This is a genomic window from Angustibacter aerolatus (assembly GCF_054776675.1).
Map to the genome: position 1 here is coordinate 1 of NZ_BAAHBM010000078.1, position 14,935 is coordinate 14,935.

General features: G+C 75.8%; 10 protein-coding genes and 1 pseudogene. 2 read left to right on the plus strand and 9 right to left on the minus strand.

Going from position 1 to position 14,935, the window contains the following annotated elements; all coding sequences use genetic code 11:
• Positions 1–15: 15 nt before the first annotated feature.
• On the plus strand, positions 16–162 hold the full coding sequence (locus tag ACYVI6_RS15050; protein ID WP_460447157.1) for a sigma factor-like helix-turn-helix DNA-binding protein: 147 nt from the start codon (positions 16–18) through the stop codon (positions 160–162).
• Between the two features lie 52 nt (positions 163–214).
• Here the strand turns inward: ACYVI6_RS15050 and ACYVI6_RS15055 are convergent, their stop codons facing one another.
• The 9 genes from ACYVI6_RS15055 to ACYVI6_RS15095 all read right to left on the minus strand — a co-directional run bounded on the left by ACYVI6_RS15055 (position 215) and on the right by ACYVI6_RS15095 (position 14,418).
• Positions 215–3,664, minus strand: a complete 3,450-nt coding sequence (locus ACYVI6_RS15055; protein ID WP_460447150.1) for a hypothetical protein — start codon at positions 3,662–3,664, stop codon at positions 215–217.
• Positions 3,665–3,674: 10 nt separating this feature from the next.
• On the minus strand, positions 3,675–4,016 hold the full coding sequence (locus tag ACYVI6_RS15060) for a hypothetical protein (protein ID WP_284290796.1): 342 nt from the start codon (positions 4,014–4,016) through the stop codon (positions 3,675–3,677).
• A gap of 123 nt (positions 4,017–4,139) precedes the next feature.
• A complete protein-coding gene (locus ACYVI6_RS15065; protein ID WP_460447151.1) occupies positions 4,140–5,501 on the minus strand; it encodes an endonuclease/exonuclease/phosphatase family protein in 1,362 nt (453 codons plus the stop codon).
• 151 nt (positions 5,502–5,652) lie between these two features.
• Entirely contained in the window at positions 5,653–7,029 is a 1,377-nt protein-coding gene (locus tag ACYVI6_RS15070; RefSeq protein WP_460447152.1) for an endonuclease/exonuclease/phosphatase family protein, read from the minus strand.
• Between the two features lie 124 nt (positions 7,030–7,153).
• Positions 7,154–9,724 (minus strand): sensor histidine kinase, encoded by a 2,571-nt coding sequence (locus ACYVI6_RS15075; RefSeq protein WP_460447153.1) that lies wholly within the window; start codon positions 9,722–9,724, stop codon positions 7,154–7,156.
• Between the two features lie 10 nt (positions 9,725–9,734).
• Positions 9,735–10,331, minus strand: coding sequence for a potassium-transporting ATPase subunit KdpC (kdpC, locus tag ACYVI6_RS15080; RefSeq protein WP_284290791.1), 597 nt, complete (start codon positions 10,329–10,331; stop codon positions 9,735–9,737).
• Between the two features lie 3 nt (positions 10,332–10,334).
• A complete protein-coding gene (gene kdpB, locus ACYVI6_RS15085) occupies positions 10,335–12,359 on the minus strand; it encodes a potassium-transporting ATPase subunit KdpB (protein WP_460447154.1) in 2,025 nt (674 codons plus the stop codon).
• Positions 12,360–12,364: 5 nt separating this feature from the next.
• Entirely contained in the window at positions 12,365–14,023 is a 1,659-nt protein-coding gene (kdpA, locus tag ACYVI6_RS15090) for a potassium-transporting ATPase subunit KdpA (RefSeq protein ID WP_460447155.1), read from the minus strand.
• Positions 14,023–14,418, minus strand: a complete 396-nt coding sequence (locus ACYVI6_RS15095) for a potassium-transporting ATPase subunit F (RefSeq protein ID WP_460447156.1) — start codon at positions 14,416–14,418, stop codon at positions 14,023–14,025. The genes kdpA and ACYVI6_RS15095 overlap by 1 nt, the downstream gene beginning before the upstream one ends.
• Positions 14,419–14,440: 22 nt before the next feature.
• Between ACYVI6_RS15095 and ACYVI6_RS15100 the strand changes: the two are divergent.
• A pseudogene (locus tag ACYVI6_RS15100) lies at positions 14,441–14,935 on the plus strand (DUF4153 domain-containing protein); the annotation flags it as partial.

Here is a 14,935-nt window from a genome sequence, read left to right on the forward strand (position 1 = left end):
GAGGGCGACCGCGACGTGCTGATCGGCCTGTACCTGCGCGACCAGTCCGTCGCCCAGGTCGCCGACGAGCTCGGCCTGCCCCCCGGCACCGTGAAGTCCCGCTCGTTCTACGCCCTGCGCAAGCTGCGCGACCTGATGACCGCGCTGCCCGCCGTCGCCTGAGCCCCAACCGGATCGGCCGGGCTCGATCTCGTCGCGCTGGTCCCCCCGCCGGTCAGGCTGACCCCGTGCGCGGCCGGCGCGGCAGCAGCTGCAGCTCGACGTGCTCGACGCCGTCGACCACCGTCGACCGGACGAACGGCACCCTGCCGGGTCCGACCCCGCGCCCGCGGTCGGCGAGCACGCGCTGCACGGCGTCCGCCCGCACGTGCCCGAGCCAGCTGGGGTCGGTGACGGTCACCAGGTCGTCGAGGAGCCGACGGACGGCGGCGTCGTCGAACGGGTCGCCGTGCCGGCGCCGCAGCACCCGGTGCAGGTCGGCCGCCGCAGGACGGCTCCTCCCGGCGTCGGCGGCGCGTCGCTGACCGGTGCGAGCCGCCAGGATGCGGGCCAGGTCGCGCGGGTGCACCGAGGGCGGACTCCCCTGGGGCCGCAGCACGTGGGCGCCGACGACCCGGGCGAGCAGCCGGTCGGGCGCGAGGCCGGTCGCCGTCTCGTCGCCGCCGGCCACGCCTCCCTCGGGGTCGGGCAGCCCGGCGGCCCGCAGCACGTCCCGACCGACCGACTCGGCGACCGCGCCGGCCGTGGCACGGGTGGGCAGGCTGCGCCGCCGCGCCTCGTCGGCCAGGCGCTCCGGGTCGACCTGCCGCAGCAGCTGCGGCAGGTCGTCGCGCAGCACCGCGATGCGGTCGAGCTGGTCGCGCAGCACGGGCAGCGGGTACCCGCCACGGGCCGCCACCCGGTCGTCGTGCACCAGCTGCGCAGCCCGCAGCGACCCGTCGACCTGTGCCCGGACGACCGCCGGCGTCGCCGCCGCGGGCGGTGCCTGCGCGAGCTCGGCACGCAGGACGTCGTCGACGAACCCGGGACGCCGCAGCAGCCGGTCGCGCTCGACCGCGTCGGGTGCGCGGCCGGGCGCCAGCAGCACGGCGTCGGGAACGCGCTCGGTCCAGGCCAGCACGCCCTCGGTGGCACCGGCCGGCGTCGGCCGTGCCGCTCCCCCGACCAGCGACAGCACCGGGGCCAGCAGCTCGTGCCGGGCCCGCACCGCCCACGGCGACGACGTCTCGCGGGTGACGCGCGCCGTCCACAGCAGGTCCGCCGTGCGCGGCGTCCGCCCGTCGTCCGGTGGCACGCGGGTGGCCTGCGACCAGACGGAGACCGTCACGTCGCCGTACCGCAGGTGCAGCCGACCGGTGCGCACCAGGTCGAGCACCCGGTCGGGGGCCAGGTCGCGGGCCAGCGCCGAGCCGTGGGCCGCGTCGAGGGCGTCGGCGTCCTCCGGCCACAGGCCGCGCACGGCCGAGGTGCGCACCAGCCGGTGCAGCCGGGCGGGGTCGGCCACGGCGGTCGCGTCCGGTCGCGGCTGCGGCTCGGCGCGGTCGCGCTGCACCGTCTGCTGCGGCGCCTCGCCCCAGGCTGGCTCGACGTGCGACAGGTCCAGCGCCGCTCGCTTGCCGGCGACGCCCCGCTGCTCGGCCTCGACGGTCCAGGACGCCGGCACGGTCAGCGTGGCGTGGGCGTGCCGGACGTCGCCCGGCGCACCCGCCGCGTCGGCGACGTGCAGCTCGACGCGCAGGGCGAGCACGTCCGCGGCACCCGGTGCGGGTACCAGGGGCACCGGCACGACGCGCACGACGACCTCGCGACCGGCCGAGCGCCAGGCGGTCGACGTCGGCTCGAGACGCAGCACCGCGTCGACGTCGACGAGCCGGTGCAGCCGTCGCAGGTGCTCGACCTGCCGCTCGGCGGGCTGCTGCGGCGGCTGCAGGCGCCCGGTGCGCACCGGCTCGCGGTCGGCGTGCGGCTGCGTGACGTCGGCGGCGTGCGCGCGGACCTGCCGCGGACCGTGCGGCGGCAGGTCACCGCGCAGCCCGGCGTCCGACAGCAGCCGCGTGGCGACGTCGACCACCCGGCCCAGGGCGACCGGCGACACGTCCGGCGCGGCACGCAGCAGGTCCGCAGGTCGCCGCCCCGCGTCCGCGGCCACCACCCAGCCGCCGCGACGTGGTGGCAGCAGCACGCCGTACCCGCCCTGCCTCGCCGCGGACCTCGGCAGCGACACCTCCGCCACCACTTCGGTGGACGGGTGGGCGGCCCGACGCCCGCCCGCCCTGCCGTCGAGCGGCGTCAGGGTCAGGCGTGCCGTCAGCTCGTACCGGTCACGGCCGTCGCGCGGGGGCAGCGCCAGGAGGTCGCCGGCGCGGGCGCGCACCAGCACCGGCGGCGACCCGGTGTGCGGCCGGTCGACCTCGCCCCGACCGAGGAGCGCCGGAAGCTCCGCGGTGAGGCGAGCCCGGCGCTCCTCGACCGTCCCGTCGTGCACGACCGTCTCCAGGCCGCTGGTGCCCGCGCCCGACAGCACACGCTCGACCCGGAGCCCCGGGTGGGACAGCACCGCGCGCACCTGCGGTCCCTCGATCCGTGGCGTCTCCACCCAGGTCGACGTGGACGCCGCGCCCGGAGGCCGCCCGGGCAGCCGCCCGCTCGGTGTCCCGGCCGGAGGCTGCCCGTCGCGCGCCGGTGGGCCCGGCAGCGGCGTCAGCTCGGTGGCGTCGAGGAGCGCCGGCTCTCCGCTCCGGGCACGCACCGGCGCCATCTCGATCGACCCGACCGTCTCGCTCGCTCCGGTGCGACCCGCGCCGTCGAGGTGCGGTGCGCGCCGACGGCCACGGCCGGTCAGGCCGGCCGCGGCCTCGACGGCGGCGGACGACGCAGCGGAGCCCGGAGCCACCCACCGACCGGTCTGGGCCAGGCTCGTCGTCCCCTCGGCCACCCACTCCCCCGCGGCGCTCGCGCCGATCGCCGCAGCCGGACGCACGGCGGCCGGGGCACCGAGGCGCTGCAGCCCGCGCAACCCGCCGGCGGTCAGCGGGGCCCCGACCAACCCACCGAAGGCGCCCCAGCCGGCCTGCGTGGCGAGCCGCCGGACGTCGACACCGTGCCGCCGTCCCTCCGCGACGGCCACCAGCTGCACGGTGAGGTCGGTGAGCGCGGCGAAGCCGGCACCCCCGGCAGCGGCTCGGGCGACGGCTGCGGTCACGCGGACCGCAGCGAGGCGCAGCAGCGCACGGGCCAGCTGCCGGGTCGCCAGGTAGGCCGCGACGGCCGCCGGGTTCGCCGTCGTGATCGCCTTCAGCAGCTCGGCGAGCAGCAGGTGCAGCATGACGATCCGCATCACCTCCTGCTCGCGGGTCGCGTCGGCCACCTGCCCGACGGCGGACCGCTGCGTGCGCGCGGTGCGGCGCAGCACGTCGAGCGATCCGCCGGGCCCCGCGAGGAGGGCGAGGCGCGAGCGCAGGGCGTCGCCGGTGGCGCCGCCGAAGGCGCCGCCGCCCACCACGGCGGCACCCTCGAGCTGTGCCGCCACGCGGGCGAGCTGCGAGTCCAGCTCGTCGAAGAGCGGCAGCGCGCCGAGCAGCCGGGTCGCCGAGAGCGCGCTCTCGGGCACGCCGGTCAGGTGGGTCAGCAGGCGGTTCGCCGCGGGATCGAGGCGGGTCAGCACGGCAGCCGGCCTAGCGGTGCGCGGGGCCGGTGCCGCCGTGCCCGGTCGCGTCCGCGGCGGACCGCTCTGCGTCGAGCCAGGTCCGCCGGGCCCCAGCGACCTGCTCCGCGCTGGTGCCGACGGCCGCGGCCAGCGCGCGCAGGTGGGCGGCGACGACCTGCTCCTGAGGCTCCAGCACGGTCCGCACGAACGCGGCGGCACCTGGCTCTCCGGGGTCGAGCACCGCTCGCCGGCCGGCGGCCACGACGGCGTCGAGGCAGCGCGTCAGGCCCAGCACGCCGTCTCGGGCACCGTCCAGCGCCGCCGCACCCGCCGCGGCCGACGCGTCGTCCGAGCCCAGCCGACCGCTCACCGGCACCGCCCCTCGGGACGCGTGCGCGGGGACGGATCCGACGTGCGTTCGCTTCTCATAGTGAGAATCATTATCAAAATCGGGCTGTGAGGCGAACCGGCTCGGCCGTTCGGCCGGCAGCCGTCAGGGCAGGCGCAGGTCCGCGACGACCATGTCGTGGTCCGAGGCGCGGTTCGACTCGGTGCGGGTGAGCACGTTCTCGAAGCGGACGGCGCCGCGCAGGCCCTTGGTCGAGATGACGTCGAGCCGGGCGCCCCAGCCGGACGCGCTCTTCGCCACGGTGCGGGCGAACCCGTTGTACGTCGTCCAGCGGGTGTTGACCTGCGTGACGGCGTCGGCGGTGTCGTAGTAGCCGGCCTTCGTCAGCGCGTCGTGCGGCGGGTTGCCGCCGAGCGCGGCCTGCCACGAGTTGAGGTCGCCGGCCAGCACGACCGGCAGGTGCTGGGTGTTGATCGCGTCGACCCGCGCCGTCACGGCTCGCACCTGCGCGGCACGCAGCGCCTGGTAGCGCTTCTGCGTGGCGGCGTTCGAGCTCTTGCGGTTGTCGAGGTGCACCGACACGACCAGGAACCGCTTGCCGCTGGCCAGGTCCTGCAGCTCTGCCCACGCTGCCGACCGACGCTGCGTCGCGGGGTCCCCCGCCGCGATCGGCAGCTGCATGCTGCACGACGACGACCAGCTGCGGCCGTTCGTCGACTCGGGGCAGGCGCGCGAGACGCGGTACCGGCTCGAGTCGTACAGCACGCGGGTGCCCTGCGAGCCGGCGACGACGCCGGGCTCGACGTACGGCGTGGTCCGGACCAGGCGGTAGCGGCCGGCGCCGCGGGTGCGCAGCGCGTTCACCAGGCTGTCGGTCTGCCGCACGCTGCCGGTGGTGACGCCTGCCCTGCCGTCGGCGCGGCCGGGGTTCAGCTCCTGCACCGCCACGACGCCGGGGTCGCGCGAGTCGATGGTGGCCGCGACCTTCGCCACCCGGCTCAGCCACGACGGGCCGTCGCTGGTGCGGGCGGTGCGCACGTTGAACGAGGCGACCCGCAGCGGCGTGCCGGCCTTCGGCGCGACCGGCTTCGGCGCGACGGACTGCAGGTAGGGGTAGGGGCGCTTCGCGGTGCCGGCGCCCTTCGTGTTCACCGCGGTGAGGCGGAAGAACAGGTGGTTGCCGGTGCCGGCGGCGGCCCCGGCCGCCTTCACCTGGGCGGCGGTGAGCGTCACCGAGCGCCGGGTGCCACCGACTCGCACGTACGTCGTGTGCCGGCCGTGGTCGGGCAGCGTCGCGCTCTGCGCACCGAACGTGGTCAGACCGGTCTCGACCAGGAAGCTCGTGGTGTGCCCGCCCGTCTGCTTCCAGCGGATGGTCACCTCCCCCGCGTGCGGGCCGGGCGCCGACGTGACGGCGGTGATCCTGCCCGGCCGGGTGGCCGCCTGCGCCGGGGCGGCGACGAGCGCGGCCGGGGCCAGCACGGCGGCGGTGAGTCCGATGGTCACGAGCGAGCGGTGCACGGGCGTCCTCGGGTCAGTCGGCGGGCGGCGTGCCCAGGCAGGCGTCCCGGAGTCCATCGGCACGACGAGGTCGCTGCTTGAGCGCCGCGACGTCCGGTTCGGGTGGTTTGCCGGGTGCGAGGGTACCTCGCGCGCGTCAGGGCAGGAGGAGGTCTGCGACGACCATGTCGTGGTCGGACGGTCGGTTGCTCTGGGTGCGCGTCAGGACGTTCTCGAACCGGACGGCGCCGCGCAGGCCCTTCGTCGCGATGACGTCGAGCCGGGCGCCCCAGCCGGAGGGGCTCTTCGGCACGGTGCGGGCGAAGGCGTTGTACGTCGTCCAGCGGGTGTTGACCTGCGTCACGGCGTCGGCGCTGTCGTAGAACCCGGCCGTCACCAGCGCGTCGTGCGCGGGGTCCCCGCCGCGCGCCGCCTGCCAGGAGTTGAGGTCGCCGCCGAGCACGACGGGCGCGTCGTCGGGGTTCTCGACGGCCACCCTGGCCAGCACGGCGCGCACCTGCTTCGTGCGCAGCGCCTGATAGCGCTCCTGCGTGGCGGCGTCGGCGCTCTTGCGCTCGTCGAGGTGCACCGAGACCACCATGAAGCGCTTGCCCGTCGACCGGTCCTGCAGCAGCGCCCAGGCCGCTGAGCGGCGCTTGCCGAGGTCGTCCTCGGGCAGCACCGGCATCTCCATGCTGCAGGAGGTCGAGACGGTCGTCTGGTAGCGGCTGCGGTCGGGGCAGTCGCTGAGCAGCTCGTAGCGGGTGGTGTCGTAGAGGATGCGGGCGCCCTGGGTGCCTGTGGGCTCGGCGGGACCGATGTACCAGTACTTGCGCACGAGCTGGTACCGGCCGGCGCCGCGGGCGGCCAGCGCGTCGACGAGGGTCTGGGACTGCCGTGGTCCGCCAGTGGGGTTCCCGCTGCCGCCGTCGGAGCGCCCGGGAGACAGCTCCTGCAGGATGGCGACCCCGGGGCTGCGCGAGAGGATCGTGGCGGCGACGGCATCGACCCGGCCGAGCCACGGCGGGTTCGCCCCGCGGGCCGTCCGCACGTTGAACGAGGCGACTCGCAGCGGCGTGCCGGCCTCCGGCGTCACCGGCTTCGGCGCGACCGACTGCAGGTACGGGAAGGCGCGCGTGGCGGTGCCCGGGCCCTTGGTGTTGACCGCGGTGAGCCGGAAGAACAGGTGGTTGCCGGTGCCCGGTGCGGCGCCCGCCGACGCGACCTGCTTCGCGGTCAGGGTGACCGACCGCCTGCTGGCGGCGACCGTGAAGTACCTGGTGCGCCGGCCGTGGTCGGGCAGCACGGCGCTGCCCTTCCTGAAGGTCGTCAGGCCGGTCTCGATGCGGAAGCTGGTGGTGTGCCCGCCGGTCTGCTTCCAGCGGACGGTGACCTCACCCGGGTGCGGGCCGGGCGCTGACGACACCGCCGTGATCTTCCCCGGCCGGGTCGCGGCCTGCGCCGGCGCCGCGACGAGCGCGGCGGGCGTCAGCAGGGCCACGGCGAGGGCGGTGACGACGACCGGACGGCGCACTGGTCTCCCTGGAGGGTCGGTCGGGGGTCGCTGAGCCGGGTCGCAGGACCCGTCCCCCCCGATGCCTCGGCACGTCGGGCGGCCACCTTGAGCGTCCCGTGAGCGCGGCTCTCGACCGCGTCGGTCAGCCGGCGGCGGGCACGTCCTCGTCGTCCTCGTCGGTGGCGGACGGCGAGGGGCCGGCAGCCGGCAGCCGCACCACGGTCGTCGCGCCACCCCCGGGGGTGTCCTCCAGCTCGAGCGTGCCGTGCATCGCCTCGACCAGCCCGCGCGAGAGGGCCAGCCCGAGACCGACCCCCTGCGGTCCCCCGCGCTGCTCGTCGCCCAGGCGCTGGAAGGGCTCGAACACCCGGCCTGCCGCCCCGGCCGGCACCCCCGGCCCGGTGTCGACGACGCGCAGCTCGACGCGGTCGCCGAGCTCGCTGGCCGCGACCAACGGGGTGCTGCCGCCGCCGTGCCGCAGCGCGTTCGACACCAGGTTCACCACGACGCGCTGCAGCAGCACCGGGTCGGCGGCGACGGGCGCGGTCTCGTCGAGCCCGTGGGTGCGCACGCCGTCGGCCTCGGCGCCGAGCTCGCGCAGCGCCTGCGGCACCACCTCGTCCCAGCCGACGGGGCGACTGGTCGCGGTCACCGCCCCGGCCTGCACGCGGCTCATGTCGAGCAGGTCGACGACGAGGCGCGACAGGCGGTCGAGCGACTCGTCGGCGGTGCGCAGCAGGTCGTCGGCGGCCTCCGGCGACCACTCGACGTCGTCGCTGCGCAGGCTCGACACGGCGGCCCGGGCGGCCGCGAGCGGCGTCCGCAGGTCGTGGCTGACGGCGTTGAGCAGCGCGCTGCGCATCTGGGCGGCCGCGGCGAGCGGCGCCGTCTGCCCGGCCTCGCGCGCGAGGTCGGCGCGCTGCAGCAGCGCGGCGGCGTGGCTGGCGTAGGCGCGCAGCAGCGGCAGGTCGGACTGGCGCAGCTGGCGACCGCGCTGCACGAGCACGGCGTCCGGCGGGATGTCGGCCTCGGCGTCGCCCTGCCCGGGCGCCGAGCACGGCGACTCCCCGGAGCAGGCCACGACCCGCCACTCCCCCGGCGGTCCGCCGGGCACGCCGTCGTGGCGCAGCAGCGACACGGCCTGCTGCCCGAAGGTCTCGCGCGCCCGCTCCACCAGCGCCGTCATGGCGTCGTCGCCGCGCAGCACGGACGCCGCCAGCACCGTCAGCGTCTCGGCCTCGGCCCCGGCCCGTGCCGCCCGCCGCGTGGTGCGGGCGGCGAGGTCGACGAGGGCGCTCACCGCGACCGCCACGGCGAGGAACACCAGCAGCGAGGCGACGTCGCTCGGGCTCTTGATCGCCAGCGACCCCGTCGGCGGGGTGAACCACCAGTTGATGGCGAGCGCCGAGACCACGGCGGCCGCGGCGGCCGGCCAGGCACCGCCGACCAGCGCGACGGCGAGCACGACCAGCAGGTAGCCCAGCACCTCGCTGGTGAAGTCGAGCGTGCCCCGGCTCGCCAGCAGGGCCAGCGTCAGCAGCGGCAGCAGCACGGCGGCGAGCACCGCGCCGGCGAGCCGCCGTCGCGGGGTCAGGCCCCCGGTCAGCGGCGGCAGCGCGCGCCGTCGCGCCGCCTGGTCGTGCGTGACCATGTGCACGTCGACGTCGCCGCTGCGCCGCGACACCTCCTGGCCGACGCCGCTGCCGCCGACGAACGACGACCACCGGCCGTGCCGGCTCACGCCGAGCACCAGCTGCGTCGCGTTCTCGGCGCGCGCGAACTCCAGCAGCGCGTCCGCGACCCGCTCGCCCACCACCGAGTGCCAGCTGCCGCCGAGCTCCTCGACCAGCCGGCGCTGCTCCGCCGTGCGGTCCGGCGTCCCGCTGCGCAGCCCGTCGGAGGGGCTGACGTGCACGGCCAGCAGGTCGCCACCCCCGGCCCGGTTCGCGATCCGCGCGGCCCGCCGGATCAGCGCCTCGCCCTCCGGCCCGCCGGTGACCGCGACGACGACGCGCTCGCGGGCGGGCCAGGTGCCGTCGATGTCGTGCTGCTCGCGGTACCGCTGCACGCTCTCGTCGACGCGATCCGCCAACCACAGCAGGGCCACCTCGCGCAGCGCCGACAGGTTGCCCACCCTGAACCAGCTGGCGAGCGCGGCATCGACCTTCTCGGGGGCGTACACGTTGCCGTGCGCGAGCCGGCGGCGCAGCGACTCGGGGCTCATGTCGACGAGCTCGATCTGGTCGGCGGCGCGCACCACCCGGTCGGGCACGGTCTCCCGCTGGCGGACGCCGGTCACCTGCTGCACCACGTCGTTCAGCGACTCGAGGTGCTGCACGTTCAGCGTGGTGACGACGTCGACCCCGGCGTCCAGCAGCTCCTCGACGTCCTGCCAGCGCTTGGCGTTGCGGCTGCCGGGGGCGTTGGTGTGGGCCAGCTCGTCGACCAGCGCGACGTCGGGCCGGCGGGCGAGCAGCGCGTCGAGGTCGAGCTCGGTGAACCGCCCGCCGCGGTGCTCGACCACGCGCCGCGGCAGCACCTCGAGGTCGCCGACCGCCTCCGCCGTGCGCCGCCGCCCGTGGGTCTCGACGACACCCGCGACGACGTCGGTGCCGCGCTCGCGGCGGCGGTGCCCCTCGTCGAGCATCGCGAAGGTCTTGCCCACCCCGGGCGCCGCCCCCAGGTACACCCGCAGCCGTCCGCGCTCGCCCACGGTGCCAGCCTCACCCAGCGAGGCGGTCGAGCGCCAGGTTGACCCCGAGCACGTCGACGTGCGGCGCCCCGACGAACCCCAGGTCGCGCCCGCCGGTGTGCTCGCGCACCACCCGGCGCACCACCTGCTCGTCGAGGCCGCGGGCGCGCGCGACCCGGGCCACCTGCAGCGCCGCGTACGCCGGGCTGATGTCGGGGTCGAGCCCGGACGCCGACGCGGTCACGGCGTCCGGCGGCACCTGCGCGAGCGGTGCTTCCTCCAGCCGGGCGACCGCGGTCCGGCGCTCGGTGACCGCCTGCACGAGGTCGGGGCTCTCCGGACCGAGGTTCGAGGCGCTCGAGGCGGCGCCGTCGTACCCGTCGCCCGCGGCCGACGGGCGGGACTGGAAGTACGCCGGCAGCGCCCGGCCGTCGGCGTCGGTGAAGGCCTGGCCGATCAGCCGCGAGCCGACGACCTGCCCGCCGCGCTCGACGAGGGAGCCGTCGGCGCGACCCGGCACCGCGCGGCCGACCAGCGTCACCGCGAGCGGGTAGGCGAGACCGAGCACGACGGTGAGCACGAGCAGCACGCGCAGCGCGGCGAGGTGGGTCCTGATGGTGGTCTGCATGGCTCAACGCACTCCGGGGAGGAACTGGATGATCAGGTCGACGAGCTTGATGCCCACGAACGGCGTGACGAGGCCGCCGACGCCGTAGACGAGCAGGTTGCGGCGGAGCATCGCCTCGGCGGACGCCGGCCGGTACCGCACACCGCGCAGGGCCAGGGGCACCAGCCCCACGATGACGAGGGCGTTGAACACCACGGCCGAGAGGATGGCCGACTGCGGGCTGTGCAGCCGCATGACGTTCAGCGCGTCGAGTCCCGGGTGGGCCACGGCGAACATGGCCGGGATGATCGCGAAGTACTTGGCGACGTCGTTGGCGATGGAGAACGTGGTGAGCGAGCCGCGGGTGATGAGCAGCTGCTTGCCGATCTCGACGACCTCGATGAGCTTGGTCGGGTCGGAGTCGAGGTCGACCATGTTGCCGGCCTCCTTCGCGGCCGACGTCCCGGTGTTCATCGCGACGCCGACGTCGGCCTGCGCCAGCGCGGGGGCGTCGTTCGTGCCGTCACCGGTCATCGCGACCAGCACGCCGCCCTGCTGCTCGCGCTTGATGTAGGCCATCTTGTCCTCGGGCGTCGCCTCCGCCACGAAGTCGTCGACGCCGGCCTCGGCCGCGATGGCCCGTGCGGTGAGCGGGTTGTCGCCCGTCACCATCACCGTGCGGATGCCCATGGCCCGCAGCTCGTCGAAGCGCTCGCGCATGCCCGGCTTCACGACGTCCTTGAGATGCACGACGCCGAGCACCCTGGCCGCCTCCCCGCGCCGCTCGGCGACCACCAGCGGGGTGCCTCCGGACGACGCGATGCGGTCGGTGACGGCCAGCACCTCCGCGTCGTCCGGGCAGCCGGCCCAGGCGAGCACCGAGGCCACCGCCCCCTTGCGCACCTCGCGCCCGTCCGGCAGGTCGACGCCGCTCATCCGGGTCTGCGCGGTGAACGGCACGAACACGCCGTCCGGCAGCTCGCCGTACGGCGCCAGGGCGAAGCCGCTCTCGGCGAGCACGACGACGCTGCGACCCTCCGGCGTCTCGTCCGCCAGGCTCGACAGCTGCGCCGCCTCGGCGAGGTCGCGGGCGGTGGTGCGGCCCACGGGCAGCAGCTCGGCGGCCTGCCGGTTGCCCAGCGTGATGGTGCCGGTCTTGTCGAGCAGCAGCGTGCCGACGTCGCCGGCGGCCTCGACGGCCCGGCCCGACATGGCGAGCACGTTGCGCTGCACCAGCCGGTCCATGCCGGCGATGCCGATGGCCGACAGCAGCGCGCCGATCGTCGTCGGGATGAGGCAGACCAGCAGCGCGATGAGCACGATGACGGGCTGCCTCGCGCCGGAGTACGTGGCCAGCGGCTGCAGCGTCACGACGGCGAGCAGGAACACGATGGTGAGGCCGGCGAGCAGGATGTTCAGCGCGATCTCGTTGGGCGTCTTCTGCCGCTGGGCGCCTTCGACGAGCGCGATCATCCGCTCGACGAACGTCTCCCCCGGCGTCGAGGTGATCTCGACGACCACCCGGTCCGACAGCACGCGGGTGCCGCCGGTGACCGCCGACCGGTCGCCGCCCGACTCGCGGACGACGGGCGCGGACTCGCCGGTGATCGCCGACTCGTCGACGCTGGCGATGCCCTCGACCACGTCGCCGTCACCGGGCACCACCTGGCCCGCCTCGACCACGACGCGGTCGCCGCGGGCCAGCTGCGTGGCGGGCACCTGCTCGGTGCCGCCGTCGGCGAGCAGGCGGACGGCGACGGTGTCGGTGCGGGTGCGCCGCAGCGTCTCGGCCTGCGCCTTGCCGCGGCCCTCGGCCACGGCTTCGGCGAGGTTCGCGAAGAGCACGGTCACCCACAGCCAGACCGCGATCGCCCAGGCGAACCAGCCGGGGTCGAGCACCGCCAGCACCGTCGAGACGAGGGCGCCGAGCTCGACCACGAGCATGACGGGGTTGCGCACCATCGTGGCCGGGTCGAGCTTGCGCGCCGCACCGGGCAGCGCGCGGGCGAGCTGCTGCGGTGACAGCAGCTGCGTCGTGGCAACGGACATGGGGGTCAGACACCTTCCGCGAGAGGACCCAGCGCGAGCGCCGGGAAGTACGTGAGGCCGACCACGACGAGCACGACGGCGAGCAGCAGGCCGGCGTACAGCGGTCGGTGGGTGGGCAGGGTGCCGGCGGTGACCGGCACCGCCTGCTGCCGGGCGAGCGAGCCGGCCAGGGCCAGCACGAGCACGATGGGCACGAAGCGGCCGAGCAGCATCGCCAGGCCGAGCGCGGTGTCGTACCAGACGGTGTTCACCGTCAGCCCGCCGAAGGCGGAGCCGTTGTTGTTGCCCGCGCTGGTGAAGGCGTACAGCACCTCCGACAACCCGTGCGGACCGTCGTTCAGCATGCCCGCGCGCTGCCCCGGCATCGCCATCGCCACGGCAGTGCCGGAGAGCACCACGGCCGGCGTGCTGAGGATGTAGAGCGAGGCCAGCTTCATCTCGCGCGGCCCGATCTTCTTGCGCAGGTACTCCGGGGTGCGCCCGACCATCAGGCCCGCGACGAACACCGCGACCACGGCCAGCACGAGCATCCCGTAGAGGCCCGAGCCGACGCCGCCGGGCGCGATCTCGCCGAGCATCATGTCGAAGAGGGTGAGGCCGCCGCCGAGGGCGGTGAACGAGTCGTGGAACGAGTTCACGGCGCCGGTCGACGTCAGCGTGGTCGAGCCGGCGAACAGCGTCGAGAGCGGGACGCCGAAGCGCACCTCCTTGCCCTCGGTGGCGGCGCCGGCGAGGCGCAGCGCGGTGCCGGGGTGCGCCGACTCGGCCCAGGTGAGCAGCAGGACGGCCGCCGTCCACGGCGTCGCCATGACCCCGGCGATCGCCAGGCCCTGCCGCTCGTCACGCACCATGCGGCCGAACGTCCGCGGCAGCGAGAACGGGATCACCAGCATGAGGAAGACCTGCAGCAGGCTGACCCAGGCGGTCGGGCCCTCGAACGGGTGCGCCGAGTTGGCGTTGAAGAAGCCGCCGCCGTTGGTGCCGAGCTCCTTGATCGCCTCCTGGCTGGCGACCGGGCCGCCGGGAATCCGTTGCGCCGCACCGGCCAGCGTCGTCGCGTCGGTGAACCCGTGCAGGTTCTGCACGACGCCGCCGAACAGCATGACCACCGCTGCGACGAACGACAGCGGCAGCAGGATGCGCAGGCTGCCGCGCACCAGGTCGGCCCAGAAGCTGCCGAGGCGGTCGGTGCGCTGCCGCGCGAAGCCGCGCACCAGGGCGATCGCCACCGACATCCCGACGGCCGCCGAGACGAAGTTCTGGACGGCGAGACCGGCCATCTGCACCAGGTGGCCCATGGTCTGCTCGCCCGAGTACGACTGCCAGTTCGTGTTGGTGACGAAGCTGATCGCGGTGTTCCAGGCCTGGTCGGGCCGCACCGGGTCGAAGCCGAGCGAGAGCCACAGGTGCTGCTGCACGCGCTGCAGCAGGTAGAGCCCCAGCACCGAGACCAGCGAGAACGCGAGCACGCTGCGCAGGTACGTCGTCCAGCGCTGGTCGGCGTCCGGGTCGACCCCCATCAGCCGGTACGCCGCGCGCTCGACCCGCAGGTGCCGGGTGCCCTCGTAGACCCTGGCCATCGCGTCGCCGAGCGGGCGGTGCACCAGCACCAGCGCGGCCACCAGCACGATCAGCTGCAGCGTCGCGGCGAGCCAGCCCGTCATCAGAACCGCTCCGGCGCGATCAGCGCCAGCAGCAGGTAGCCCACGACGACGACGGCGAGCACCAGCGCGATCACGTCGCTCACAGCCGCTCGACCCCCTTCGCCAGCAGGCCGAGCAGGCCGAACAGCACGAGGGTCAGCAGGACGAAGGCCAGGTCGGCCATCACGTTCCCTTCGGACGGGCCCGAGGGCCGAGGTGACGGTGCGGGCGCCCCGGTCGGGGCCGCTCGTCCTCGAGCCTGCGCCGCCCGGGCACCCGCTCCGCCGGTGTTGACGGCCTGTTGACGCCGGGCCCGGCGATGTTGCCGCGGCGTTGACGCGGCGACGGCCGAAGGTCTTCACCACGTGACCACGCACCTGCACCGGACCCGACCGCGAGCACCGCCCGGTCACCACGGCGGCCGCCTAGCGTGCCGCCATGACCCACCCGTCGATCCCCACCGCTGCAGCGCGGCAACCGTCACGTCAGGTCGCCGGTGCGCTGCCGCGGCTGCCCGAGCAGGCGACGCAGGCGCTGCGCACCTTCTGGCGCGCGGGCAGCCCGGCCGTGCCGCCCGTGCACCTCGGTCTCGTCACCGCGGCGGGGCTCGTCGCCGCGCTGCTGGTCGTCGGGCACCGGCCGGGGCTCGGCGTCGCGCTGGCCGTGTGCGTGCTGGCCGCTCCCGCCGTCCCGGCCCTCGTGCGGCGGCGGGCGGTGGCCGATCTCACCACCCTCGTGCTGTCGGCGACCCTCACCGCGGTGGTCGCCGTGCGCGCGGCCGGCTGGGTGCAGTGGCTGTGCGTCCTCGGCGCGGTGGGCAGCGCCCTGGTGGCCCCGACGTCCGGCCGCTCGGCGCCCGGCGTGCTGCTCGCGCCGGACGGGTGGACGGCCGGCCTGGCCCGCGCCCTGCCCGCCGCCGTGCACGGCGCGCGA

Excerpts from the sequence above, each read along its gene's own strand:
- kdpC (WP_284290791.1), bottom strand. The coding sequence starts at position 10,331 with ATGCAGACCACCATCAGGACCCACCTCGCCGCGCTGCGCGTGCTGCTC.
- kdpB (WP_460447154.1), bottom strand. The coding sequence starts at position 12,359 with ATGTCCGTTGCCACGACGCAGCTGCTGTCACCGCAGCAGCTCGCCCGC.
- kdpA (WP_460447155.1), bottom strand. The coding sequence starts at position 14,023 with ATGACGGGCTGGCTCGCCGCGACGCTGCAGCTGATCGTGCTGGTGGCC.